Genomic DNA, 22,903 nt, shown 5'->3' with positions numbered 1-22,903 from the left:
GGCATACGGGAGGAAAACCATCCCGAAACTTGAAGGACACTTTATTTTTACGTAAATAAAGTAGCCTCAATGCAGTGAAACGGAATCGAGGAGAAGATAACTTCGATTATCCTCGATTCCACTACGTTTCATCGAGGCTACTTGCTACTTATTCTTGCGCGGATCATCGGCCGAATTCGTATAAGTAATACCCCATGGCCCAGTAGCGATTAATTCGACGATTGTTTCCTCATCAGTGGTCCACACATAATGAGTGTGTCCGGCCGGCAATACAAAGCCTGAACCTACATTCAGAATCTCACCTTTTTTGGTGTCAAATGTTTCACCCATGCCATTGCCTAATTTGCCACGGAGAACGGTAATTACCTCTGTGAACGGGTGTATGTGCGGTGGGATTGGATAATTGGCTGGAAATTTCAGCAGAGCGATAAAAACTCCCGCTTTGTTTGGGTCCCCTAATACAATGGCGCTTTTGGCACCTTTAGGGAGTATCGGTTCGTCATTCCACTTAACTGTATCCGGAACAAAAGATTCCGTGGTAACGGCGCTCATCCGTTCAATTTTGTCCTGAGCTAGTGCGAAATCCGCGAAAGAAATAAGTATTAAAGCTATCAAATAAAATCTCATCTGGTTTCTCCATTTTCTATATTGTTAAGCTCATAGCTCTGATTAGGGCGCGTGTAGGGCGTCAATAGGCGTAGCCGTATTGCGCCGTATGTTGGCTTTAAATCATTCGGCGCATTACGCTATCGCTAATGCGCCCTAAAAACACTTCGTAAATAATAAGCCGTCGGATTTGGCATGGGTTCCCCCCGCATGCCGCGCCGAGCACCGGAGCTTTTATCGAGAATAGCCCGAAGGGGTGCGACAGGGAGAGCCTGCCCCGCTTTTTCGGGCATGCCGCACGTCGGCGGAGGGGCTGGGAAGCCCCTTCTGCCGACCCTCGATAAAAGCTTCGGAGCGCAGGATCAAAGCGGCGTCCGGGTGGCTTTTTCTTTGGATACTTTCTTTTGGCCAAGCAAAAGAAAGTATCGCGGCTGTCGGTCCGCGAACCGACATTAAATCAAACCGTCGCGATAGCGACACAAACACAACAACCCCGAATGACCACCGAGCAAACAACTACTTAGGCGAACCACCATACAAAGCATACGCCCCAAACCGCATTTGATGCGCCCTACCCAGCTTCTCTTTTGTAAAATCAATCGAGAACTGCTCGGTCAACTTGCTACCATCCCAACTATAGGCTTTGAAGAATTGCTCGTTGTCCGCGCCTTTCTTGTCCCAATTGGCCAGCAGCGACGAGGTGTAATACAAGCGTTTGCCGTCCCAGCTGGAGGACACCATATTCACTTGCGCGCCGATTTTTTGCTCAAACACTTGTTTGGGGTGGAACGGATCGCTGATGTCGAAGCGGCGGGTCATACCATCCATAAAGGTATTGACCCACAGGGTTTTGTCGTCGCTGGAGATGGAAATGTCCACCGGCAACGGGATTTTGGCCGGTTCGCCGATGTCCGCGACATCCTTGGCTTGCCATTCGCCCTTGTCGTCTTGGTGTATCAACCAAATTTTTGAGGTCAGCGCGGTGCTGGTGAAGCAGTAGTTGTGATCTTCCGCCCAAGCGCAACGGATTTCCAACGGCGCACCGGGAACATCGAAAACTTTTTTCGGTTGGCGACTGTGTAAGTCCCATTGCACGACAGTGTTGCCAAAGCGTTTCATCGCTTCCGGGTCGGCCAGCATTTTGCCAAAGTCCATCATGTAGTTAGACCAGCCGGTGAACGACGAGGTCAGCATCAGGTTTTTGCGTGGCAATACCCGCACGTCGTAGTTATAGCCGTCGGCGTATTTGCCGGATTTGATCGCGCCTTCCAGGTTGCTGTCGGTCGGCAGCCAGTAGGTGGCAATGTAATCGCCGGCGTTGCTGTATTCCACAATCGCGGTGCGGCCGCCGTGGTCTTTGTTATTGGACAAGCCGGTGATGATCATCCGGCCTGGCAAGGCGTACAAGCTGTGCGGGCCAACCACGCCGCCGCTTTTGGCAACGAAATCAGTGATGGTTTTGCTCAACTTCGGCTTGGCCGGGTCGGTTGCCACATCGAAAATAAAGATTTTGTTGGTATCCAGACCACCGGCCCACAGAAATTTACGGTCGTCGGTAAAGTCGGAATGGTGAGCTTCGTTGCGGCCACCCACCGACAGGCTGCCAATCACTTTGCCGTATTGTTTGGATTTCGGATTGACGTCGACGGTGACCAGCTTGTCCTGCTCGTCGCCGACGCCTTCAGCGCCCAAGGTCCAGATGTAAACGAAATCCTCCTGGCCGGTGATTTTCGCCATATACGGCGATGCGCAGGTTTCGTCGGCGCTGGCCGACAGGCTGGCGGTGCCTAGCAATAGCGCGGCGGTAAAGGTGCTTAGTTTAAATGTCATGATTGTTATCCCCGTTAATTGTCGTTGTTATCGTTCCCACGCTCCAGCGTGGGAATGCATGTTGAACCGCTCCTGCGGTTCGGGACGCAGGAGCGTCCCTAGCTCGGTTCCCATTTATGCCAGGCGGGTACGCCGGAGCGTGGGAACCATAAACTCAGCTTAGTCGCCCGTGGTCGGGTCGATGATGCTGGTAATTTGCTCGATGCGATTGGCCGGGAACCCGCCTTGCTCGGCATGCTCACGAATGGCTTGTTCGCTGTCGGCGATGTAGACGCAATAGACTTTATCGCCGGTCACATAGCTATGCAGCCATTGGATGCGCGGCCCCATCTCGCGCAACACGCCGCAGGATTTTTGCGAAATGCCTTGCAACTCGGCTTGCGTCAGCTGGCCGGCGCCGGGAATGTCGCGTTCGATAATGTATTTGGGCATGATGATCTCCTAATAAATGACCGGTCGTCTAATTTGCCGGCGTTAAAAAATGCTGCCGGGGGGACAGCGGTTGTTTCGATTCGTAGGCTGGCGCCCTCTGCGGTCTGTCGCGAACAATGCGCTTTACTGTGTTCAGCACATCCTAGAATCTTAAGACCCTAAGTACCAAGTTCATGCTGCCGGTTAGTAAGAAATTCTAATTGGCGAGAAAAATCCAATCTATAAAAATTATTCGCATTTCTAGCAATTTCGTTAGCACAAACAAAAGTAAGCCTTAAACTATATATGTCCCTACTTATAATATATTCCTCATGATCATTACGGCGCAATTTCTCATGACGCATAAATCTTTCCAAATAATCATTTGAGTGAATATTTCGTGAAAAATTTCTGTAGGCAACATTGTAGTCGTCTTCATTACCTGAAAATGCTGCCCGTTGTTCAATGGTCATCCCTGTAAATCCGTTTCTTTTAATCTTTTCCAATTCGCCAGGAGGGTACTTCTTTGAAACAACTTTCTCCGCATCTAAGATATTATCTCGATCTTCTTTGGACATCCCACCAAAACTAGAAGCTCTTGCCTGTTTGGCCTTCTCAAGAATCATGCTGTCCAATACCCGCTCGTATCTGTCTTTTGGATCATCAAATCTGATTGTCAGAAAGCAACAAAAGGTTATTCTTAATTCGAAAAGTATCCGAACCATAGCTTGTGCTTCTTCAGGCAGATTATTCTCATAGAGAACGTTTATAGCGTGTAAAAATTTAACAGCTTTATTTACAAAGCCACCAAAAACTATCGCGAATAAATCGTGACTGCTAGATGCAAGCTTGTTGTCAATTTGCTCAATAACCTGGTAAAGGTCATGATTTAAGACTTTCCATTTTTCGATTTTTTCAGTCTTTGATTGCATAAATCAAATTCCAATCGAATCTAAAACTAGAACAATAAATTGGCATTGCTCTTACACCCTAAAATAATCATCCAACAAATCCCGACAAACCGCCTGCAAGGGCTCCACCGATTGCTCAACTTTCATCCGCAACAACGCGCCCTGCCAGCCGTTCAGCATCAAATCCGCCATGCTTTTCGCCGAGCGGTCCAGTCTTACTGAACCTTGTTTTTGTCCGCGCTCCAGGGCAGTTTGTTGTAACGCGCTATACCTGCCGACCGCATCCAATAAGGCATCCCGGCATAAGGGACTGGTATCGCCAATCTCGCCCATCAAGTTTCCCAGCAGGCAACCGCCCTTGAAACCCGTTTGCGCCACCTCGGCAATCAATCCCAAGTAGTAAGCCTTCAAAGCCGCCAAGCCGTCCGTTTCCGAATTTTGCAAATGGCCGGATAAGCGCAGGATAAACGGCTCGATGTAATGATGTATTGCTTCGGCGGCGAAGCGTTCTTTGCTCTCGAAATAGGCGTAAAACGAGCCCTTGGGTATTTGCACGGTATCCAAAATCTCTTTCAAGCCGGTGGCGTGGTAGCCTTTTTCCAGCAGCAAGCTGACGCCCTGCTCCAGGAGCTTGTCTTTTTTGAGCTGTTTGGGTGCCAATTTCGCCATGGGCTGCATTATGCGACCGGTCGTCTTATTTTGTAAATAAGTTTTTTCTAATTAAAAAAATAACCGCCTGTTATTTGTAGGTCAAGATGCGCGGCAGCGTTCCCTGACAATTTAAGCTTGTCACGTAGCCGCATTCGCGGCAACGTGACCTACCGGAGATGGTTTGCCACACGGCAACCGAAAACAAGCAAGCGCCAGACCTCAACAAATTAGCCCCTTTCAGCAAGCCAACTAGCGATTTTTCCGCCCTAATATGCTATTTTGAACGCTCTGTTATTTTTCCCTACCCAACCAGCAACATGAGCATAAAATCAGACAAATGGATACGCCGCATGTCCGAGCAACACGGCATGATAGAGCCCTTCCAGGCCGGGCAAGTCCGTGAATCCGCGCAAGGCCGCATCATTTCTTACGGCACCTCCAGTTACGGCTACGACGTACGTTGCTCCAACGAATTTAAAATCTTCACCAACATCAATTCCACCATCGTCGATCCCAAAGACTTTGACGAAGGCAGCTTCGTGGATGTGAAATCCGATGTCTGCATTATTCCGCCCAATTCGTTTGCGCTTGCACGTACCGTGGAGTTTTTCCGAATTCCGCGCGATGTGCTCGTCATCTGTTTGGGCAAATCTACCTACGCCCGCTGCGGCATTATCGTCAATGTCACGCCGCTGGAACCGGAGTGGGAAGGCCATGTGACTTTAGAGTTTTCCAACACCACCCCGCTGCCGGCTAAAATCTATGCCAACGAAGGCGTCGCGCAGATGCTGTTTTTCGGCGGCGACGAAGTCTGCGAAACCTCTTATCGAGATCGCGGCGGCAAGTATCAAGGCCAAACCGGAGTTACCTTGCCCAAGGCTTGAGTGCCCAATTCCTTAAACGCCACATCACAATCCATTAAATACATGATGCCGACCAGTCAAACCGAGACGCTCGACCAGTATTATCAGCAAGTTCAAGACATTATCCTGAAACGCCAGGATTGGATAAGTGGTCTGCTACCGGCCAGTACCGCCGTCACCACCCACGGTAATTACACCGACGCCTGGGTGCGGGATAATGTCTATAGCATCTTAGCGGCCTGGGGCCTGGGGCTGGCATACCGCAAAGTGGAGGGCCAGCAGGAACGCACCTATTTACTGGAACAAAGCGTCGTCAAACTGATGCGCGGCCTGCTGACGGCGATGATGCGGCAAGCGGCTAAAGTCGAAAAATTCAAGCACAGCCAGGACCCGCTGGATGCGCTGCACGCCAAATACAAAACCACCAGTGGTGAAGTGGTGGTGGGCGATAGCGAATGGGGCCATTTGCAACTGGACGCCACTTCGTTATTTTTGTTGATGCTGGCGCAAATGACCGCCTCGGGCTTGCGGATTGTGTTCAGCATAGACGAAGTCAATTTCGTGCAAAACCTGGTGCATTACGTCAGCCGGGCCTATCGCACCCCAGACTACGGCATCTGGGAGCGCGGCAATAAGATGAATCACGGTCTGGCGGAATTGAACGCCAGCTCGATAGGTATGGCCAAAGCCGCACTGGAAGCGATGTCCGGCTGCAATTTGTTTGGTAAGGACGGCGGCCAAACCGCGATTATTCACGTCATCAGCGACGACATTGCCCGCACCCGAATTACTTTGGAAGCCTTGCTGCCGCGCGAATCTATCTCCAAGGAAGTCGATTCAGCGGTGCTCAGCGTCACTGGTTTTCCGGCCTTCGCGGTGGACAATAAAGCGCTACGCGAACGCACAGAAGGCTTGATAGTCGACAAGCTGCAAGGCCGCTACGGCTGTAAACGCTTCTTGCTGGACGGCCATCAAACCGTTCTCGAAGATCATCAGCGCCTGCATTACGAACCGAACGAATTGAAGCAATTCATGGACATCGAATGCGAATGGCCGCTGTTTTTCTGCTACTTATTACTGAATAAACTGTTTGCCGGTGATACTGAAGGGGTTGGTGATTATCGCCGCCGCCTGGAAGACTTGCTGGTGGAGCAGAACGGTCAATGGCTGTTGCCGGAACTTTACATCGTGCCGGAAAACGCCATCGCCGCCGAAAAACGCCATCCGCACAGCCAAACGCGCGTTCCCAATGAAAATGTCCCGCTGGTTTGGGCGCAAAGCTTGTATATTTTGGGCGGACTGTTGCAAGACGGTTTGATTGACCTGGATGACATTGACCCGCTGGGCCGTTACAAGGCCACCCGTCTGTACCCGAACTCCACATTGCAGATTGCCCTGCTGGCCGAAGACGAACAGGTGCAAGACGAATTGCGCGGGCGCGGCATCCCCTCGCAAACTTTAACTGAAATCGCGCCGATCCAAGTGCGAGACGCCAGCGAATTAGCCGTTGCTTACACCCAAGTAGGGCGCAACGACCGCATCGGACTCACTGGCCGACCCCTAAGACAATTACGCACGCTAGCCACTTCCAAGCTTTACGTGCTGGCGGGCGAGCCTTTATTGTTTTTACCGCAATTCATGAACCAAAAAGGTTTTTATATTGCCATGGACAACCAGTTGCTGATTCAACGGCTGCGTACTGAACTGGCCTACATTATCCGCCACTGGGACAATCCCGCTCAGCCCTTGTTGGTCATCAACATCAAGCACAACATGCTCGGCAACGAAGACCGCCAAGTATTGTTGGGTTTTATCGAGCAACTCAGCCAAGGCAATGTGCAAGGCACACCGGTGAAACTGGGACGATTGACTGATTTTGTGCAAACGGCCAGCCACGAAAAAATCGGCTACCTGCACGACTTCAGCTTTTCCGAAGCCAGTTGGGAAGAAGTGGAACGCCCCTTCGCTAATTTGCTGGCCCACGACGACCAAGCGCCGCAAGCGCTGGATAGCTTCGTATTGACCGAGTGGGAAATTGGTGACGACGGCCAATTAGTTAAGCAGTTGCGAGATAATCCCAACCTCTATGCCCAGCTGGAAGCCCTCACCTTACTCTGCCAACGTCACGGGCTTGATTACGACACCGGCTTACGCAACGATGATAACCAGCCGGGACGGGTGCGCGACTTGCTGGAAGAAGTCTATGTCCGCGCCGGCGACCGCCACGCCTGGAATGTGGTACGTCGCTGCGCCAGCTTACTGGGCAAATACGATATTAACCTGGAGCAAGCCGCCACGGAAATTTTGGTGCGCCAACACGGTCTGACCGTGGGCCGCGCTTACAGCGGCAAAGCCACCTTGCGCCGCCCCACCGACTCCTGGCAAATCCTGGATACTATCCGCACCTTTAACCCCAACGATAGTAGCCAGCAGATCATCGTGCAGGAACTGATTATCTACCTGGGTATGCTGATCAAGTTAAAGCCGGAATTGTTCGCCGACATGCACACCATTCGCGTCGGCCACATTCTGCAATTGATCATTGCCAGACAAAAACGCCTGAGCAGCACCTCTCTGGACCAGGCGTTTAGCGATATTTTGTCGCTGCCGCCACATCAGGTGGCGGACCTATTGCAGGAAACCCTGGAAGATTACAACAACAGCGAAAACCAGCTGGGGCAAGTCGAAACCTTGCATTGCGAAGGCCCGCAGCGTGATCTGACCGCCGCGCGCTTTCCGGAATCCATGAATCCGAAAGACCGCGGCGACGCCGACGACTGGTATGCCTGGCGTGAACAGCAAGGCAGCGTCGGCCGGGAAAACGAAGCCTTCTTCGCTGGCGTATGGGACTTGCTGCATCACTGCAAGGGTTTGATGGTCGGCGAAAAATACAACAGCAAGCGCCGGATCGACAGCGAAATCATGCTGGCACAAATGACCGCCGGCGAACAAAGCTTTAGATTACATATCAACCATATTCTGAATAAAATTCAGGCGCCGGTGTATCGGCAATTGAGCGTGGAAGCCCTGCGCGCGCTGGCCTCCATTGTCCGCGATTATCCCGACCTGTACATTGACGACACCTTGGTCACGGATATTTTGATCGGCCATGCGGTCAGAATTAGCTGGCTGCAACAACACCCGCACTACCGCGACCACTACGAAGAATGCGTGTCGCTGGCTTGGCAAGCGTTTTACCAACTGCCGCCGCATGCGCTGGCCAACGCGATACTCGATGCCTTGATCCACTTGCTCAACAACGCCACCCCAACCTCATGAGGACGCATATGATTCTAGCCGGCGACATCGGCGGAACCAAAACGGTTCTGGCCTTACTCGACAGACAAGCCGACGGCACGCTGAGCTGTTTGCAGGAACAAACTTTTGCCAGCGGCGAGTTTCAAACGTTTGAGGAAATTCTGGATCTGTTTCTGAGCGACACCCCAACGGTGACATCGGCTTGTTTCGGCATAGCCGGCCCGGTCGTCAATCAACGCTGCCAGACCACCAACCTGCCCTGGCTATTGGATGGCGAACAACTTAAAGCTCGACTGGGCACCGAGCGCGTGAAATTGCTGAACGATCTGGAAGCCATGGCAATCGGCATGCTGCACCTACAGGAACAGGACTTCGTCGAGCTCAATCCCACCGCCGAGCCGCAAACCGGCAATATTGCGGTGATCGCCGCCGGCACCGGTTTGGGCGAAGCGATGCTGCATTGGGACGGCGAACAGTATCACCCCATCGCCACAGAGGGCGGTCATTGCGATTTTGCGCCGCAAAACCCGCAACAAGATCAACTGCTGACTTTCCTGCGCGGCCGTTATCCTGCGCATGTCAGCTGCGAACGGATATTGTCCGGTATCGGCTTCAGTAATATCTACGACTTTCTGGTCCAAGCCCGCTTCGCCCCGCCGTGCCCGGCGGTGCCTGCACCCGCCAATGCCAGCGGCGTTGATCGCAATGCGCTGATTTCGCGCTTGGGCGTGAACGACGAAGATCCCTTGTGCCGCGAAACCGTGCGCTTGTTTGCGGAACTTTACGGCGCCGAAGCGGGTAACTTGGCCTTAAAAGCATTTGCTACCGGCGGCGTATTCATCGGCGGCGGCATTGGCCCGAAAATCAGATCGGTGCTGGAATCCGGGGAATTTATCCAGGCTTTTGTCGCCAAAGGCCGGTTTCAGCCCATGCTCGCCAAGCTATCGGTCAAACTGGCTTTGAATCCGCGCACACCTTTGCTAGGAGCAATGCACTACTTTGCCGCGCAATAAGCATTTCGTATCAAGCTATAGAAATAGGTACGGCAGCGTCGGAATCGGCTAGGCTTATAAATCAACCTTTTAAATAAGCCTTTGCTAGATTTACTTGCTAGCAGTGTAGCCGAGTCATGGTCCAACCCAAGCAGAAACAAGCCAGTTTGCAAAAATCGCTATCAATCCTTCAAGCCGCGCTCGACTCCAGCACCGACGCTATATTGGTAGTCGATCTGTTCGGCAAGATCGCCACTTTCAACCCGCAATTCATGCGGATTTGGGGCATCCCGCCAGGTTCTTTAAAGATCGGCGACGATGAGAAATCCCTGAGCTACGCCCTGAAACTGCTAAAAGACCGAACCGCCTTCCTAAACCGAATCGAAGAGATTTATAAATACCCTAAGCAACGTTACGCCAGCGAACTGGAGTTTAAAGACGGCCGCTTTATCGAAAGCTATTGCCAACCACAATATCTGGACGGACAACCGGCGGGCCGGGTTTGGAGTTTCCGGGACATCACCGAGCAAAAAACCTCGCGCAGGCGCTTAGCCCAATTAAGCTTTGGCATGGATCAAATGCATGACAGCGCTTATTTGATTACCGAAAATGCCAGCTTCATTTATATCAACAACCAATCCTGCAAGGCTTTGGGCTATAGCCATCAAGAGCTGTTGCGCTTGAGCGTATTCGATGTAGACCCTTGCTTTCCGCGCCAAGTCTGGGCCGCGCACTGGGCGGAGCTGAAAATTAAGCGCTCGAACAAGTTGGAAACCATCCACAAAACCAAGGATGGCAGGCTGTTTCCGGTGGAAGTCGTGGCCAATTATTTTGAATACGCCAATGTCGGTTATAACTTGGCTATCGCTCGGGACATTAGCGAACGTAAGCGTATCGAAGAAGCCCTGCAACAGGCCGCACTGATTTATCAAAACAGCAGCGAAGCCATGTTGTTGGCAGACTCGGATGATCGCATCCTGACAGTCAACGCCGCCTTCACCACCATTACCGGCTACCAATCCGATGAAGTAGTCGGTAAGCACATTGGCATTTTAAACAGCAGCATCCACAGCGAAGCTATGTGGCAAGCCATTCAAAGCAAGGGCAGCTGGCAGGGCGAAATCTGGGACAAACGTAAGAACGGCGAGTTATACGCCAAGTGGTTAACCGTCAATACCATCTTTGATGCTCAACAGACCATGCAGCGACGGGTGGCTTTGTTTTCCGATATTACCGAAAAGAAAAAAACCGAAGGCGTGATCTGGCAACAAGCCAATTTCGACCCATTAACCCAATTGCCGAATCGGCGCATGTTTTACGACCGGCTGAGTCAGGAGATCAAAAAAGCCCACCGGGAACACAAGCGTCTGGCGCTGTTGTTTATCGACCTGGACTTATTCAAGGAAGTGAACGACACACTGGGACACGACATGGGCGACGAGCTGCTGCAAATTGCCGCCCAACGGATTTTGACCAGCGTGCGGGAAACCGACACGGTAGCCCGCCTGGGCGGCGACGAGTTTACTGTGATTCTGAGCGATGTCGGCGACCCCGACAACGCCGAGCGTATAGCCGGCAAGCTGTTGCACAAAATGACGGAATGTTTTCAGTTGGGTAACGAAATTGCTTATATTTCCACCAGTATCGGCATCGCTTTTTTCCCGGATGACGCCGACAACCTGAAATCGCTGTTAAAGCATGCGGACCAGGCGATGTATGCCGCCAAGCGCCAGGGCCGAAACCAATATTGTTTTTTCATCCCTACCATGCAGGAATCCGCACAAGCGCGGCTGCGGCTCAGTAACGACCTACGACAGGCTCTGGCCGGGCAGCAGTTTTATTTGTGCTACCAACCCATCGTCGAACTGGCTACTAATACTGTACGCAAAGCGGAAGCGCTGATCCGCTGGCAACATCCAACACGCGGCCTGATCAACCCGGCGGACTTTATTCCGATTGCCGAAGAAACCGGTTTGATCAGCAGCATCGGAAATTGGATTTTTCAGGAAGCCGCCGAGCAAACCAGTCGCTGGCGGCAATCGATACACGAAAAATTCCAGATCAGCATCAATAAGTCGCCGGTGCAATTTCGGAATGAGCGCGAAAGCCATCGCGATTGGCTGGATAGGCTGGAGGCACTGAGTCTTTCCGGGCAAAGCGTCGTCATCGAAATTACCGAAGGCCTGTTACTGGATGCCAATAGCAGCGTGGCCGAGCAACTGTTGTCGTTCCGCGACGCCGGCATTCAGGTGTCGCTGGATGATTTCGGCACCGGCTATTCCTCGTTGTCTTATCTGAAAAAATTCGACATCGATTATCTGAAAATAGATCAGAGCTTCGTCCGCAATCTGGCAGTTGGCTCCGACGACATGGCCTTATGCGAGGCAATCATCGTGATGGCTCACAAATTGGGCATAAAAGTGATTGCCGAAGGCATAGAAACCTCAAGCCAACGGGATTTGCTTACTGCGGCAGGTTGCGATTTTGGACAGGGTTATTTGTTCGCCAAACCGTTACGGGCCCAGGAATTTGAGCAATTGTTTGCCGATTGCAAGCTTTGAAAGATCGGCAGCGGAGGGAGTAAGGGAAGTATGCCAAGCAGGCATGAACATCGAAAACAGTTTAGTTGGGAGCCACCGAGAAAACACGTCTTCCGGTGGCAGCCGTTAATCAATCCGGATTGGATTAATTAGATGCGTCCTTAGTGAGCGGCGCTGTAAACTTTCATCATTTCTTTGTAAAGGTCCAGAGTCGCTTTCAAGCTGGCTACGGCGTTGGCATCACCTTTTTCGATCTCATCGCGGGCAACCTTCAGTTTGTCGCCAGCTCTTTGACGCAAACGCTCGGTTTGCTCATAACGGAACTCTTTTTGCGACTGGCGAACGTCGCCCAGTGCTTTCAAAGTACCTTCTTTGTCGCCTTTTTCCAACAAGCTTACAGCTTCTTCTACTTTGGCAACGGTAGCTTCACCGGCTGCACGTACTTTGGCGTCGCCAGCGCTGTTTGCATTAGCGGATGTGGAAACCAATGCTGCGGCGATCACCAAAAATGAAGCCAAGGTTTTTTTTACTGTGTTCATACAAATCCTATCAATTGATAACTAAGTGTTTTTTTAAACCACATTAAAATTACAAATTTATGACTGTATATTTTAATCCGGTTGCTTGCTCAAAGCCTTTTCATCCTACCATAGATTCTGAAAATAGCAGCAAAACCGGGAAAAATAGCCTAATTACCACAAATATTAAGAGGTATAATTTATTGCGACGCCAAGCCGGCAATATGTTTGATAAAGCCGGCTTCATTGACGAAGGTAATATCGTACATTCTAGTCAACCCCAACACCTGCTCATCACTAACACCCAAGACCAGTAACAGAAAGTTTTCCTTGGCAATATCCAGCCTGCGCCGCATTTTGCAGTACTTGTCGATAAACGAACGAAATTCTCCGGATTTACACTCTATAAACACCGGTATCCGCCCATTAATTAGAAAAAATACATCCACTTCATATTTATCTTCATTGGCAAACTGAATATTAAAGCTTCTTAAGCAAGAGAAAAGCCCTTTGCTTTCGTAGAAATGTTTCAGCAATTTCATAAACACATACCACTCCAACCATTCACCATTAAAAAATCCGACAATGGCCGACATACTCTGTAACGTCAGATGGACTCTCTTTTCATTTTTATTATAAAAATACTTGGCGACAAACGAGAATTCGTAAAGGTTTTTACAAAAGCCGGTAATGGTTTTAATTTGATTTTGACTGTAATCGCTTAAATTCAAAACAACCGATGCGTAGTTATTTCTTTGGGCTTTCCTAATTCTATCCAGTACATCCTGCAAAACCGGAAAGTTATCGCCCAATTCAACCGCCACTTCATCATAAAAACCTTGCGTATCCAAGGCGTTATGATTCACTTCGACCTGGATATTTTTACGTTCGAACCAGCTGATGATGGGTTTGTACTGCATACTGTTAGTCATCACAGCAGTGTTGTGCAAATCCACCTCTTCGTCTTTAGGCAAGCGAATATCGGATGGCGCCATTTCCGTTACAGGATTACTCGCCTGCTCCAACTCCCGGTATTTAGCCAGTAGCACCCCGTATTTATCGATCAGTTTCTTCACAAAAACCACGGTATCGTGAATTGCCGATGCTTGTTCGCAAACCGGACACTTAACCGTTTTGCCCACATGCTCGTTCGGCACTTCACGTAAATAGGCACAATTGTTACAGCGCAGAATTGCCATATGGCGTCCTTGAATATTTATTACGGTAATGAATGTACTTGGCTAAATTCAAAATAACCACGCAATCAGCTTGCACTAAAAACAGGCGTTAGCTCACTGAAGAGCCGCATCTTGACGCTAACAATCCACCCTGAATCTAACGGATAACGCCGGCCGCTGTGTCACAAATCACCCCATCGGTCTGGCAATTGTAGACATGCCTGCACAGACCTCAACCTGAAAATACGGCAAAAAACCCTATCTAACTGATATAAAACAAAAAACCAGATGCACGGGTTATTTTTGAATCTGGATCAAAATTTGCTGAGAAGTTTAAAACGGCTGCACAAGCCTTATCCCGCACTCTCGATCACAGGTGATTTATGAGCAAAATCGGCATTTTTTTCGGAACGGATACCGGCAGCACCCGGCTAGTGGCAAAAAAAATTTTCAGTCTGTTAGGCGATGAGCTGGCCGACAAGCCCAAAAATATCAATCGAGTAAAACCCGAAGAATTATTGCAGTACGACGCGCTGATTTTGGGCACGCCCAGTTATGGCATAGGCGACTTGCCGGGCCTGGGAGCCGGATGCCAGGAACGCAGCTGGCAAGAGTTCGTGCCTTCCCTGGACGGCGCCGATCTCTCCGGCAAACGCATCGCACTATTCGGCTTGGGCCATCAAGAACGCTACGCTTCGCGTTTCGCCAGCTCGCTGATCCAGCTTTACCGGGTGTTTTACGACTACGGTGCCGAAATGATCGGCCGCTGGAGTACCGAAGGCTACACTTTCGAACATTCCGACTCGATAATCGACAACCAATTCGTCGGCCTAGTGCTGGATCAACGCGGTCAACCGCATTTGACCGACGAGCGCATTCGAATCTGGCTGGCGCAAATCACGCCACAGCTACTGCCGGTCTTAGCGGAGGCCGCCTAAATGGTGGCCTCATCCCTAGCAGAGCACGATTCCGTGGATCTAACCCCGTTAGCCGACTGCTCGACTTGTACTTACCGGGATAGCTTATTGGCTGCCGGCACTTGCAAACCGGGCGACCGCTGTGTGGTCGCCGAAAGCGGCCGGCAAATCGACCGTTTTTTTAAAGTTCATCCGGGCTTCGCGCCGAATTACGCCAATGATCCGTTCTGGGAACGCCGGGCAATCGCCGCCCGCTATCTCCCCACCAATCATTTGCGCCCGTTACTGACCGATCCGGACGAAGCGGTGCGCCGGGTATTGGCCTACCGCATCCCCGTTGACTGGCTACTGGAGCTGAGTCAGGACAGCGACAGAGAAGTCCGGGTCACCGTAGCTGATCGTCTGCCCGAAACGCAACTTGAACTGATGGCCAACGACCCGGATTATTTGGTGCGAACCTACGTGGCCAAGCGCTTGCCCGCCGGGCGGCTGTTCCGCCTGGTCGCCGACCCGGACAATGAGGTGCGCCGCACCGTCGCCGAACGCATACCCAGTGTCAGTTTGGGCTTGATGGCCGAAGATCACGAAGTCAACATCCGCCGCATCGTCGCGCAGCGCATGGACGTCGACGATCTGGTCATGATGAGTAAAGACGAAGACTGGACCGTACGTTACGAGGTGGCCTTGCGCGCCGAGCCGGAACTGCTGAAACAGATGCTCGATGATGCCGACGAAGAAGTCAGCTTTACCGCCCGCGAGCGCTGGGAAGCCCTAACCATGGAGACGGCGCATGCAGCAAACTGAACACATCGTCGGCCTGACTTATGCGGATCGATTGCGCATGGCGACCGAATCTCGCCATCAAGCGCTGCAGGAACAACTGGGTTCTGAATTGGCGGCCCTGACCTCGCTGATGGGGCCGATGAGCGACAGGCCGGAATGGCCGGCCGGCGCAGCCTGGCTGGCGGCACGGCATGGCCAGAACGCCTGCGTGATCTCGGATGGTTTATCCGATCCCTGGGTAGAGCGCGACCGCCCGGAAACCGGCCTGGGCCTGGAAGTGTTTATCGCAAGCCCGGATTCCGGCACCGCCACCGATGCGCCGCTCAGCAAACTCGCCGACACCTGGTTATTTCCTTTAACCGCCGAAGTCAGCCACACCCTGGCCGGCTTTCCGCGTTTGAGCGAACGGCTGTTGAACGGCGAGCTATTATCGATGGAATTCGCAATCGACCATATCAAGGACGGCCGTGGGCAAATCGGCGCACTGCTGGGCGCTAACAGCGAACCCGGCAAAACCCTAACGCTAGCGGGCGGCGAGATAAAACTGGTTGCCATCACCTTGCTGACCGGCAGCGAATTGAAGTATCTGCGCGGCAAAGGCGAACTAGCCCGACACGAATTAGCCGACAAACTGAAAACCGCCGGTGTCGGCCATCTGTCCTTACTCCACCGCCCTTCTCTGGTCTGATCTGTATGCCTCTTACGCCCGAAATAGATGCCTGGCTACTGGAAAATGGCTTTCAATTAGGCCTCAACCCACACGGCAAACACCCATTGATTCTGTCCGCCCAACAAGGCCGGAGCGACGTGCTGGCCTTTCTGTTGGAGCAAGGTGCAGATCTTACGGCGCTGGACGCTTACGGCAACAACGCGCTGTGGGCCGCATGTTTCGCCGAAGCCGGCGATTGCATCGGCTTGTTACTGGAAGCCGGCATCGATATTAACTATCAAAACCCGAGCGGCGCCAGCGCGCTGACTTATGCATCATCCAGTGGCAAGCACGCGGTGGTCAAGCAATTACTGGAAGCCGGCGCCGATCCGCTACTGACTACTCAGGACGATTTCAGCGCGCTGGATCTAGCCGCCAATCGCCAATGTTTGCAGTTGTTACGCAGTGCGATGAAAGCCGTGCAGGCATAGCGGAACCGGACATTATTCACTTTTACCCTAAATAGTGGCACTCTCGCGAAGGCGGGAGACCAGCAGCTACGCTGGAGTGGTTGCGCCGTCTCACAGCCTTCCAGCCTTACCTGCGCGTATCGGGATCGCATGCGCTAACAGCGCTACACCCACATGCTTAGCCACCAATCTAAACCCTAAGCCGGAGTCCGCCTATTGCCGCAAGCCCAGCTCGGGCATAGAATGCGGCCTTTCTCAACATACTCCGAGGACGCACCATGTCAGACTCTTATTGGTTTAGAACCGGCGAAGCCACCGTATTTTCCAGCGAAGGGCAAGGCACCGACGCCATGCCGGAAATTCTGATTGGCGACGTCAAAGGCCCGGCCGGCCATGCTTTTGCCAATCTGATGGGCCAAACCGCCGGCCACACGCGCATGTTTGCGATCCGCGCCACCAACCAACAAGTGCGTCCGGCCACCATCATGGTGCCGAAAGTCACGATCAAATCCTCGGCTTATGTCAATTTATTGGGCGGTCCGGTACAGTCGGCGGTCGCCGACGCAGTCATCGATAGCGTCGCCGACGGCGTCATTCCGCGCCTGCAAGCCAACGAGTTGTGCATCATCGCCATGATCTGGATAGACCCCTCCTGCGCGGAAAACCCGGATTTGGACCGCAAGGATTTGTACCGCACCAACTATGAAGCCATGAAGCTGGCAATTTCCCGAGCGATGAGCAACTCGCCCAGCATCGACGAATTGATCGCCAACCGCCACAAAATCTTCCACGAAATGTACGACCCGGAAACTGGCGAATCACAGTGGTAGGCTTGTAAAGCAAATCGTCAGGGAGCCGCGATAGCGGCAACCTGACTGACTGCTTAATTCATCATAGAAGCGTATTGTCCAAGCATCATCGCATTCACAGGCAAATCCGCCCGCTCTGCAGCCTAATCCCTTTGCCACCTCCAGCAAGCAGTGTTATTATCCCGCGCCGTATCCGCCCGCACCGCAGCGAGCGATTCGCGTCAACGGAGACGCAAGAGGCTGGTTTTCAAGGTTATACGTTCGCCCTCCGCTTTGTTAAAATCCGCCGATTTTTTGCCCTCGCGGCCTGCCCAGTTTGCTAGGGTGTAATATCCATGCCGCTCGTTCCAATTCCGCAGAGTTTGACCACATGCCAACCCAACCGCTCGAAACGCTGTTCCGCTCAGAAGTTCTCTCCATGTCGGCCTACCATGTCGCCGATGCCAGTAACTTCATCAAACTCGATGCCATGGAAAATCCTTATAGCTGGCCGGAAGACATTCAAACACGCTGGCTGGAATCACTGAAATCCTGCCCGATCAACCGCTACCCGGACCCGGAAGCCAAGACCCTGGCGGCCGCATTGCGCCGAGCGAACGGCATACCGGAGCAAGCGGCCTTGCTGCTCGGCAACGGCTCGGACGAGATCATTCAAATATTGCTGATGGCTCTGAGCGCCGATGCCACTGTGTTGGCACCGGAACCCGGATTTGTGATGTACAAGCAAGTGGCGCAAAGCCTGGGCCTGCGTTACCTTGGCGTGCCGTTGCAGGCAGACTGTTTTGAACTGGACATGCCGGCCATGCGCGCGGCGATTGCCGAATCGCGACCCTCCCTGATTTTTATCGCCTATCCCAACAACCCCACCGGCAACTTATTCGATGCCGACGCCATCAAGGAAATACTCAGCCTTGCACCGGGCTTGGTCGTAGTCGACGAAGCGTATGCGCCGTTTGCCGACGCCAGTTTTATCGGCGAGCTAGGACATTATCCTAATTTACTGGTGATGCGTACCGTTTCCAAACTGGGGCTGGCCGGCTTACGCCTGGGGTTTCTGGCCGGCGATGCGGCCATTGTGGAGCAGCTGCATAAAGTCCGCTTACCCTACAATATCAATAGCTTGACCCAAATCACGGTGGGCTTTGCGTTGGATCATGGCGAGTTTCTGTTAGAGCAAACCCAAACGCTGCGAGCGGAGCGCGCTTCAGTTCTTCAAGCCTTAGACGAGACACCCGGCGTCCACGCATACCCCAGCGCCGCTAACTTCATATTGTTCCGCACCCTCAACAACGCCGCAGACGATGTATTTGCTTCTTTGAAGTCGCAAGGCGTGTTGATCAAGAATCTGTCCCCGCAAGGCGGGCTGTTACACAATTGCCTGCGCGTCACCATCGGGAAACCGGAAGAAAATCAAGCCTTTCTAAACGCGCTGGCAGTTGCTTTAAAGTGATAATTCTCAGCATCCGCAAACGCCTGAAACCCTTGAATAGCGCTGTCGCAAGAACAATTTCAATAATCACGGACAGTAGGGTATATTTGCTAAAAATTATAATAATCGATGTATCGCGATATACATCACATCATCAGGAGTGTTACTTATGAACCACGAAGGCGTCGATCATTCCAAACGCCAGTTTCTGACCTCGGCACTGTCGGTGGTTGGTGCAGTGGGTGCCGGCTATTTGGCCGTCCCTTTTCTCTCGCAAATGCAGCCCAGCGCCAAGGCCATGGCAGCAGGCGCGCCCGTCGATGTCGATATCAGCAAGATGGAACCCGGCCAGCTAATTCGTGTAGCTTGGCGAGGGAAGCCGGTGTGGGTCTTGAACCGGACGCCGGAGGTTATATCCACTCTGGCGACGCTGGACAGCAAACTGGCTGACCCGGTATCCAACGAATCCATGCAGCCGGAGAACAGCAAAAATCCGCTGCGCTCCATTAAACCGGAAATTTTTGTCGCGGTCGGCCTATGCACGCACTTAGGCTGCTCTCCTACGTTTCGCCCGGAAATTGCCCCTAATGATTTAGGCCCGGACTGGAAAGGTGGTTTCTTTTGCCCGTGTCACGGCTCCTGGTTCGATCTGGCCGGTCGTGTGTATCGCGGCGTTCCCGCCCCTACCAATCTTGAAATACCGCCTTATCGATATGAAACAGACAATCTGATTGTCGTGGGCGAAGACAGCGAGGCAGACAAAGCATGAAGCGTAAAATGAATCAATGCAGCGAATGGCTGCTGGAGCGCTTTCCACTCTCCGATTTGTGGAATGAACACATGGCGCACTACTACGCGCCCAAAAACTTTAACATCTGGTATTTCTTTGGGTCTCTGGCTCTGTTCGTGCTCGTCAACCAGTTCATCACCGGCATTTTGCTGACCATGAACTACAAGCCGGACGCCAAACTGGCTTTCGATTCGGTCGAATACATCATGCGCGACGTCAACTGGGGTTGGCTGGTGCGTTACATGCATTCCACCGGCGCCTCGGCGTTCTTCATCGTCGTCTATCTGCACATGTTCCGCGGCCTGATCTACGGCTCGTTCAAGCAACCGCGCGAACTGATCTGGATTTTCGGCATGCTGATCTTCGTCTGTTTGATGGCCGAAGCGTTTATGGGTTACCTGCTGCCTTGGGGCCAAATGTCTTACTGGGGCGCCCAGGTAATTATCTCCTTGTTTAGCGCGATTCCAGTGATCGGCGACGAGCTATCGCTGTGGGTACGCGGCGATTATGTGGTCTCCGACGCCACCTTGAACCGCTTTTTTGCGTTTCACGTCATCGCTGTGCCGCTGGTATTGCTGATCCTGGTATTCCTGCACATCGTGGCTTTGCACGAAGTGGGTTCCAACAACCCCGACGGCGTTGAAATCAAGCAATCAAAGGACCCTTGGGGACATCCTGTCGACGGCATTCCCTTCCATCCGTACTACACGGTCAAGGACATCGTCGGCGTCGGCGTGTTCATGTTCTTCTTCGCCACGGTGATTTTCTACATGCCGGAATTAGGCGGCTACTTTCTGGAGCATGCCAACTTTATCCCGGCTGACCCATTGAAAACCCCGGAACATATCGCCCCGGTCTGGTATTTCACCCCGTTCTACGCCATTTTGCGCGCGGTACCGGATAAGTTTGCCGGCGTGATTGCGATGGGCGGCGCGATTGTGGTGCTGTTCATGCTGCCTTGGCTGGATCGTAGCCCGGTCAAGTCTATCCGTTACCGTGGCGGCATCTTCAAAAAAGCCGTGGCATTGTTTGTAGTGGCGTTTATCGGCTTGGGTTATTTGGGTACCCAGCCTGCTACGCCAGGCGCCACGACGGTTGCGCGGATATTGACCGCCGTTTACTTCGGATTTTTCCTGTTGATGCCTTTATATACCCGCTGGGAAAAAACCAAACCGGTACCGAATCGCCTGACCAACCAGCCTAGCCTGGAGGATCGCATTCCCGCTCTGCTGGCCTTAGTCGATGAAGTCGTTGAGGTACAGCAAGTTCCCGACAATATGGGGGGCACTATCGCTAAGAAAAGGCCGAACTGGTCCGGCATCTCAGCCGTGCTGATTCGTTTTGCAAAAAACCTAAAAAAGAGCCTGGATTAAGCCATGAAAAAAATACTCTACACTCTTTTGTTTTTGCTGCCTTTCAACGTGCTGGCCAGTGGCGGCGTCAAACTGGATAGCGCCGACATCGACTTGAGCGACAACCTGTCGATGGAGCGCGGCGCGAAGTATTACGTCACTTATTGTTTGGGCTGTCATTCGGCAAAACACATCCGCTACAAACGTATCGCGATCGATTTGAAACTAGATGAAGCGGAAGTTCTGAAAGTGGTGGCGCCTTTCGGGGCCGGCATTTACGATCAGATGCATTCAGCCATGAACGCGCACGACGCGGAAAAATGGTTCGGCACCACACCGCCGGATTTATCGCTGATCGCCCGTTCGCGCGGTGCCGACTGGCTATATACCTACCTGCGCAGCTTCTATGCGGAACCGGGAAAACCTTTAGGCGTTAACAACGCGGTATTCCCTGATGTCGGTATGCCCAACGTGTTCTGGCAACTGCAAGGTACGCAGTCGGCAATTACGCAGAAAATCGACGGCCATGACGTGATTACTGGTCTGAAACTGGATCAACCCGGCCAAATGACACCCCAGGAATTCGACAAAATGGTCAACGATCTGGTCAACTTCCTGGTTTACGTCGGTGAACCGGTACAGTTGGAAAGACAACAAATGGGTAAATACGTGCTGTTCTTTATCCTGATGTTTATCGCTCTAGCTTATCTGCTGAAAAAAGAGTACTGGAAAGACGTACACTAATCACAGCTTAAGCGCGTTATATCAAACCGGTATCGGCTAAGCTGATACCGGTTTTTTTATGACCAAGGGTTTAACAAGCAATCGATTTGTAAATCCGGTTAAAATCTCGGTTAAACTCCCAGTATAGCCATGCGCTAAGCTCTAACGCTGGAAACAACTCTATCCTTGACCGTCGAAAGCTAATATGAAAAAAACTACGCCTACCTCCGAAACACCAGTCTCTACCGCTGAAAAGCCCGCTCCAGCGAAAGCGACTAAAAAATCCCCTGCCAAATCCGTTGCCGTTAAAACAGCACAAGAAGCCTCCGCCGCACCGGGCAAAACCAAAGCTAAACCCAAAGCAACTACAACGCCTAAAGCCGTAAAAACAACGGCTGAAGCACCGGCTGCCCCGGAAAATATCGAAAAAGCCCCGGCGCCCACTGTTAAAGCAGCCGCGAAAAAAGCTAATCCAAAGCCCAAAGCCGCCAAAGTAGAGCCTACTGTGGAAGCAGAGCCAAGTGAAACCGCGCCAGTCGTAATTTCCATGCACGAACGCATAGGTTTGACCGCTGGGGTTATCTGGCATCATTTAGCTGAAAACGGCGCGACACCGGTTGCCAAATTAGTTTATGTACTGCCGGAGGAAGAGGCCATCATTCAAAGAAGTATCGGTTGGTTGGCTCAGGAGGACAAAATCACGCTGTCGGCCAGAGGGGGAGACCAAGTCGAAACCATAGTGCTGAAGGGCTAGCGTTTTACTGCTGAGAAAATCGTTCATCACGCGACACTTAGCCGCTTGCGTTGAAAATAACGATTGTTGGGGCATAAAGACCTCTTGCGGTAAACGGCAAGCAACAGAGGGTCAATTGCGAGAACCATCCAAACCTCAGCAACTACAGAATAAGCGCTCTATTAATCTATTCGGAGAATACCTAATGAAAAACATTATTTTGGCAATAGTAGCTTTATTTTTCTTGAACCAAACGGCGTATGCAGCCGACGCAGCGTGCGAAGCCAAGGCTACTGAAAAAAAGCTGGCTGGCGCCGCCAAAAATAGCTTTCTTAAAAAATGCGAGAAAGACGCCAAAATCACTGCCGCTAAAGCCGGCTGCGATGCAAAAGCTGCCGAGAAAAACTTGAAAGGCGCTGCGAAGAATAGCTTCACCAAGAAATGCGTCACTGACGCAAGCAAATAACACTTTCGATAAAACGCCCAGTCC

The 22,903-nt window shown here is 52.0% G+C and carries 23 protein-coding genes; 15 read left to right on the top strand and 8 right to left on the bottom strand.

Going from position 1 to position 22,903, the window contains the following annotated elements; translation table 11 throughout:
- Positions 1–144: 144 nt before the first annotated feature.
- The 5 genes from CWO84_RS05570 to CWO84_RS05550 form a co-directional block, all read right to left on the bottom strand.
- The gene (locus CWO84_RS05570; RefSeq protein ID WP_033155875.1) at positions 145–627 is read right to left on the bottom strand and encodes a cupin domain-containing protein; all 483 of its coding nucleotides are present in this window, start codon (positions 625–627) and stop codon (positions 145–147) included.
- 495 nt (positions 628–1,122) lie between these two features.
- On the bottom strand, positions 1,123–2,436 hold the full coding sequence (locus tag CWO84_RS05565) for a selenium-binding protein SBP56-related protein (RefSeq protein ID WP_101052002.1): 1,314 nt from the start codon (positions 2,434–2,436) through the stop codon (positions 1,123–1,125).
- A gap of 159 nt (positions 2,437–2,595) precedes the next feature.
- A complete protein-coding gene (locus CWO84_RS05560; protein ID WP_101052001.1) occupies positions 2,596–2,868 on the bottom strand; it encodes a DUF4242 domain-containing protein in 273 nt (90 codons plus the stop codon).
- Positions 2,869–3,026: 158 nt separating this feature from the next.
- Positions 3,027–3,779: a DUF5677 domain-containing protein gene (locus CWO84_RS05555; protein ID WP_101052000.1), complete on the bottom strand. Its 753-nt coding sequence runs from the start codon at positions 3,777–3,779 to the stop codon at positions 3,027–3,029.
- A 51-nt stretch (positions 3,780–3,830) separates the two neighbouring features.
- Positions 3,831–4,427: a TetR/AcrR family transcriptional regulator gene (locus CWO84_RS05550; protein WP_101052101.1), complete on the bottom strand. Its 597-nt coding sequence runs from the start codon at positions 4,425–4,427 to the stop codon at positions 3,831–3,833.
- Between the two features lie 299 nt (positions 4,428–4,726).
- On the opposite strand from CWO84_RS05550, the gene dcd reads away from it, so the two are divergent.
- The 4 genes from dcd (at position 4,727) to CWO84_RS05530 (ending at position 12,083) form a co-directional block, all read left to right on the top strand.
- Positions 4,727–5,293, top strand: coding sequence for a dCTP deaminase (gene dcd, locus CWO84_RS05545; RefSeq protein ID WP_062328840.1), 567 nt, complete (start codon positions 4,727–4,729; stop codon positions 5,291–5,293).
- Between the two features lie 42 nt (positions 5,294–5,335).
- A complete protein-coding gene (locus CWO84_RS05540; protein WP_101052100.1) occupies positions 5,336–8,551 on the top strand; it encodes a glycoside hydrolase family 15 protein in 3,216 nt (1,071 codons plus the stop codon).
- 8 nt (positions 8,552–8,559) lie between these two features.
- Positions 8,560–9,543 (top strand): glucokinase, encoded by a 984-nt coding sequence (gene glk / locus CWO84_RS05535; RefSeq protein WP_101051999.1) that lies wholly within the window; start codon positions 8,560–8,562, stop codon positions 9,541–9,543.
- Between the two features lie 116 nt (positions 9,544–9,659).
- A complete protein-coding gene (locus CWO84_RS05530) occupies positions 9,660–12,083 on the top strand; it encodes an EAL domain-containing protein (protein ID WP_101051998.1) in 2,424 nt (807 codons plus the stop codon).
- A gap of 140 nt (positions 12,084–12,223) precedes the next feature.
- Here CWO84_RS05530 and CWO84_RS05525 read toward each other — a convergent pair whose 3' ends face one another.
- Both CWO84_RS05525 and CWO84_RS05520 read right to left on the bottom strand, forming a co-directional pair.
- Positions 12,224–12,601 carry a hypothetical protein gene (locus CWO84_RS05525; RefSeq protein ID WP_033155869.1) on the bottom strand — a complete coding sequence of 126 codons (378 nt, stop codon included), beginning with the start codon at positions 12,599–12,601 and terminating at the stop codon, positions 12,224–12,226.
- Between the two features lie 179 nt (positions 12,602–12,780).
- Entirely contained in the window at positions 12,781–13,779 is a 999-nt protein-coding gene (locus tag CWO84_RS05520) for a hypothetical protein (protein WP_101051997.1), read from the bottom strand.
- A gap of 362 nt (positions 13,780–14,141) precedes the next feature.
- On the opposite strand from CWO84_RS05520, the gene CWO84_RS05515 reads away from it, so the two are divergent.
- The 9 genes from CWO84_RS05515 to CWO84_RS05475 all read left to right on the top strand — a co-directional run bounded on the left by CWO84_RS05515 (position 14,142) and on the right by CWO84_RS05475 (position 21,701).
- Positions 14,142–14,696, top strand: coding sequence for a flavodoxin (locus CWO84_RS05515; RefSeq protein WP_101051996.1), 555 nt, complete (start codon positions 14,142–14,144; stop codon positions 14,694–14,696).
- Positions 14,697–15,479 (top strand): 4Fe4S-binding leucine-rich repeat protein, encoded by a 783-nt coding sequence (locus CWO84_RS05510; RefSeq protein WP_101051995.1) that lies wholly within the window; start codon positions 14,697–14,699, stop codon positions 15,477–15,479.
- Positions 15,466–16,146: a hypothetical protein gene (locus CWO84_RS05505; RefSeq protein ID WP_101051994.1), complete on the top strand. Its 681-nt coding sequence runs from the start codon at positions 15,466–15,468 to the stop codon at positions 16,144–16,146. The genes CWO84_RS05510 and CWO84_RS05505 overlap by 14 nt, the downstream gene beginning before the upstream one ends.
- 5 nt (positions 16,147–16,151) lie before the next feature.
- The gene (locus CWO84_RS05500; protein WP_033155864.1) at positions 16,152–16,598 is read left to right on the top strand and encodes an ankyrin repeat domain-containing protein; all 447 of its coding nucleotides are present in this window, start codon (positions 16,152–16,154) and stop codon (positions 16,596–16,598) included.
- 257 nt (positions 16,599–16,855) lie between these two features.
- Positions 16,856–17,407: a formaldehyde-activating enzyme gene (gene fae, locus CWO84_RS05495; protein ID WP_033155863.1), complete on the top strand. Its 552-nt coding sequence runs from the start codon at positions 16,856–16,858 to the stop codon at positions 17,405–17,407.
- A 349-nt stretch (positions 17,408–17,756) separates the two neighbouring features.
- Positions 17,757–18,836 (top strand): histidinol-phosphate transaminase, encoded by a 1,080-nt coding sequence (gene hisC / locus CWO84_RS05490; RefSeq protein WP_033155862.1) that lies wholly within the window; start codon positions 17,757–17,759, stop codon positions 18,834–18,836.
- Positions 18,837–18,984: 148 nt separating this feature from the next.
- Positions 18,985–19,584, top strand: coding sequence for a ubiquinol-cytochrome c reductase iron-sulfur subunit (petA, locus tag CWO84_RS05485; protein WP_033155861.1), 600 nt, complete (start codon positions 18,985–18,987; stop codon positions 19,582–19,584).
- On the top strand, positions 19,581–20,978 hold the full coding sequence (locus CWO84_RS05480) for a cytochrome bc complex cytochrome b subunit (RefSeq protein ID WP_033155860.1): 1,398 nt from the start codon (positions 19,581–19,583) through the stop codon (positions 20,976–20,978). The genes petA and CWO84_RS05480 overlap by 4 nt, the downstream gene beginning before the upstream one ends.
- Positions 20,979–20,981: 3 nt before the next feature.
- On the top strand, positions 20,982–21,701 hold the full coding sequence (locus CWO84_RS05475) for a cytochrome c1 (RefSeq protein ID WP_033155859.1): 720 nt from the start codon (positions 20,982–20,984) through the stop codon (positions 21,699–21,701).
- A gap of 159 nt (positions 21,702–21,860) precedes the next feature.
- Here the strand turns inward: CWO84_RS05475 and CWO84_RS24825 are convergent, their stop codons facing one another.
- The gene (locus CWO84_RS24825) at positions 21,861–22,229 is read right to left on the bottom strand and encodes a hypothetical protein (protein WP_240617970.1); all 369 of its coding nucleotides are present in this window, start codon (positions 22,227–22,229) and stop codon (positions 21,861–21,863) included.
- Between CWO84_RS24825 and CWO84_RS24820 the strand changes: the two genes are divergently transcribed.
- Both CWO84_RS24820 and CWO84_RS05465 read left to right on the top strand, forming a co-directional pair.
- A complete protein-coding gene (locus CWO84_RS24820) occupies positions 22,228–22,434 on the top strand; it encodes a winged helix-turn-helix domain-containing protein (protein ID WP_036277477.1) in 207 nt (68 codons plus the stop codon). The two genes, CWO84_RS24825 and CWO84_RS24820, sit on opposite strands and share 2 nt — an antisense overlap.
- A 184-nt stretch (positions 22,435–22,618) precedes the next feature.
- On the top strand, positions 22,619–22,879 hold the full coding sequence (locus tag CWO84_RS05465) for a hypothetical protein (RefSeq protein WP_026602324.1): 261 nt from the start codon (positions 22,619–22,621) through the stop codon (positions 22,877–22,879).
- Positions 22,880–22,903: the final 24 nt, after the last annotated feature.

This window comes from Methylomonas sp. Kb3, from assembly GCF_002834115.1.
In the GTDB taxonomy this organism is placed as follows: Bacteria; Pseudomonadota; Gammaproteobacteria; order Methylococcales; family Methylomonadaceae; genus Methylomonas; species Methylomonas defluvii.
Note: the sequence above shows the minus strand (reverse complement) of the source record. Positions and strands in the feature narration are given on the sequence as shown.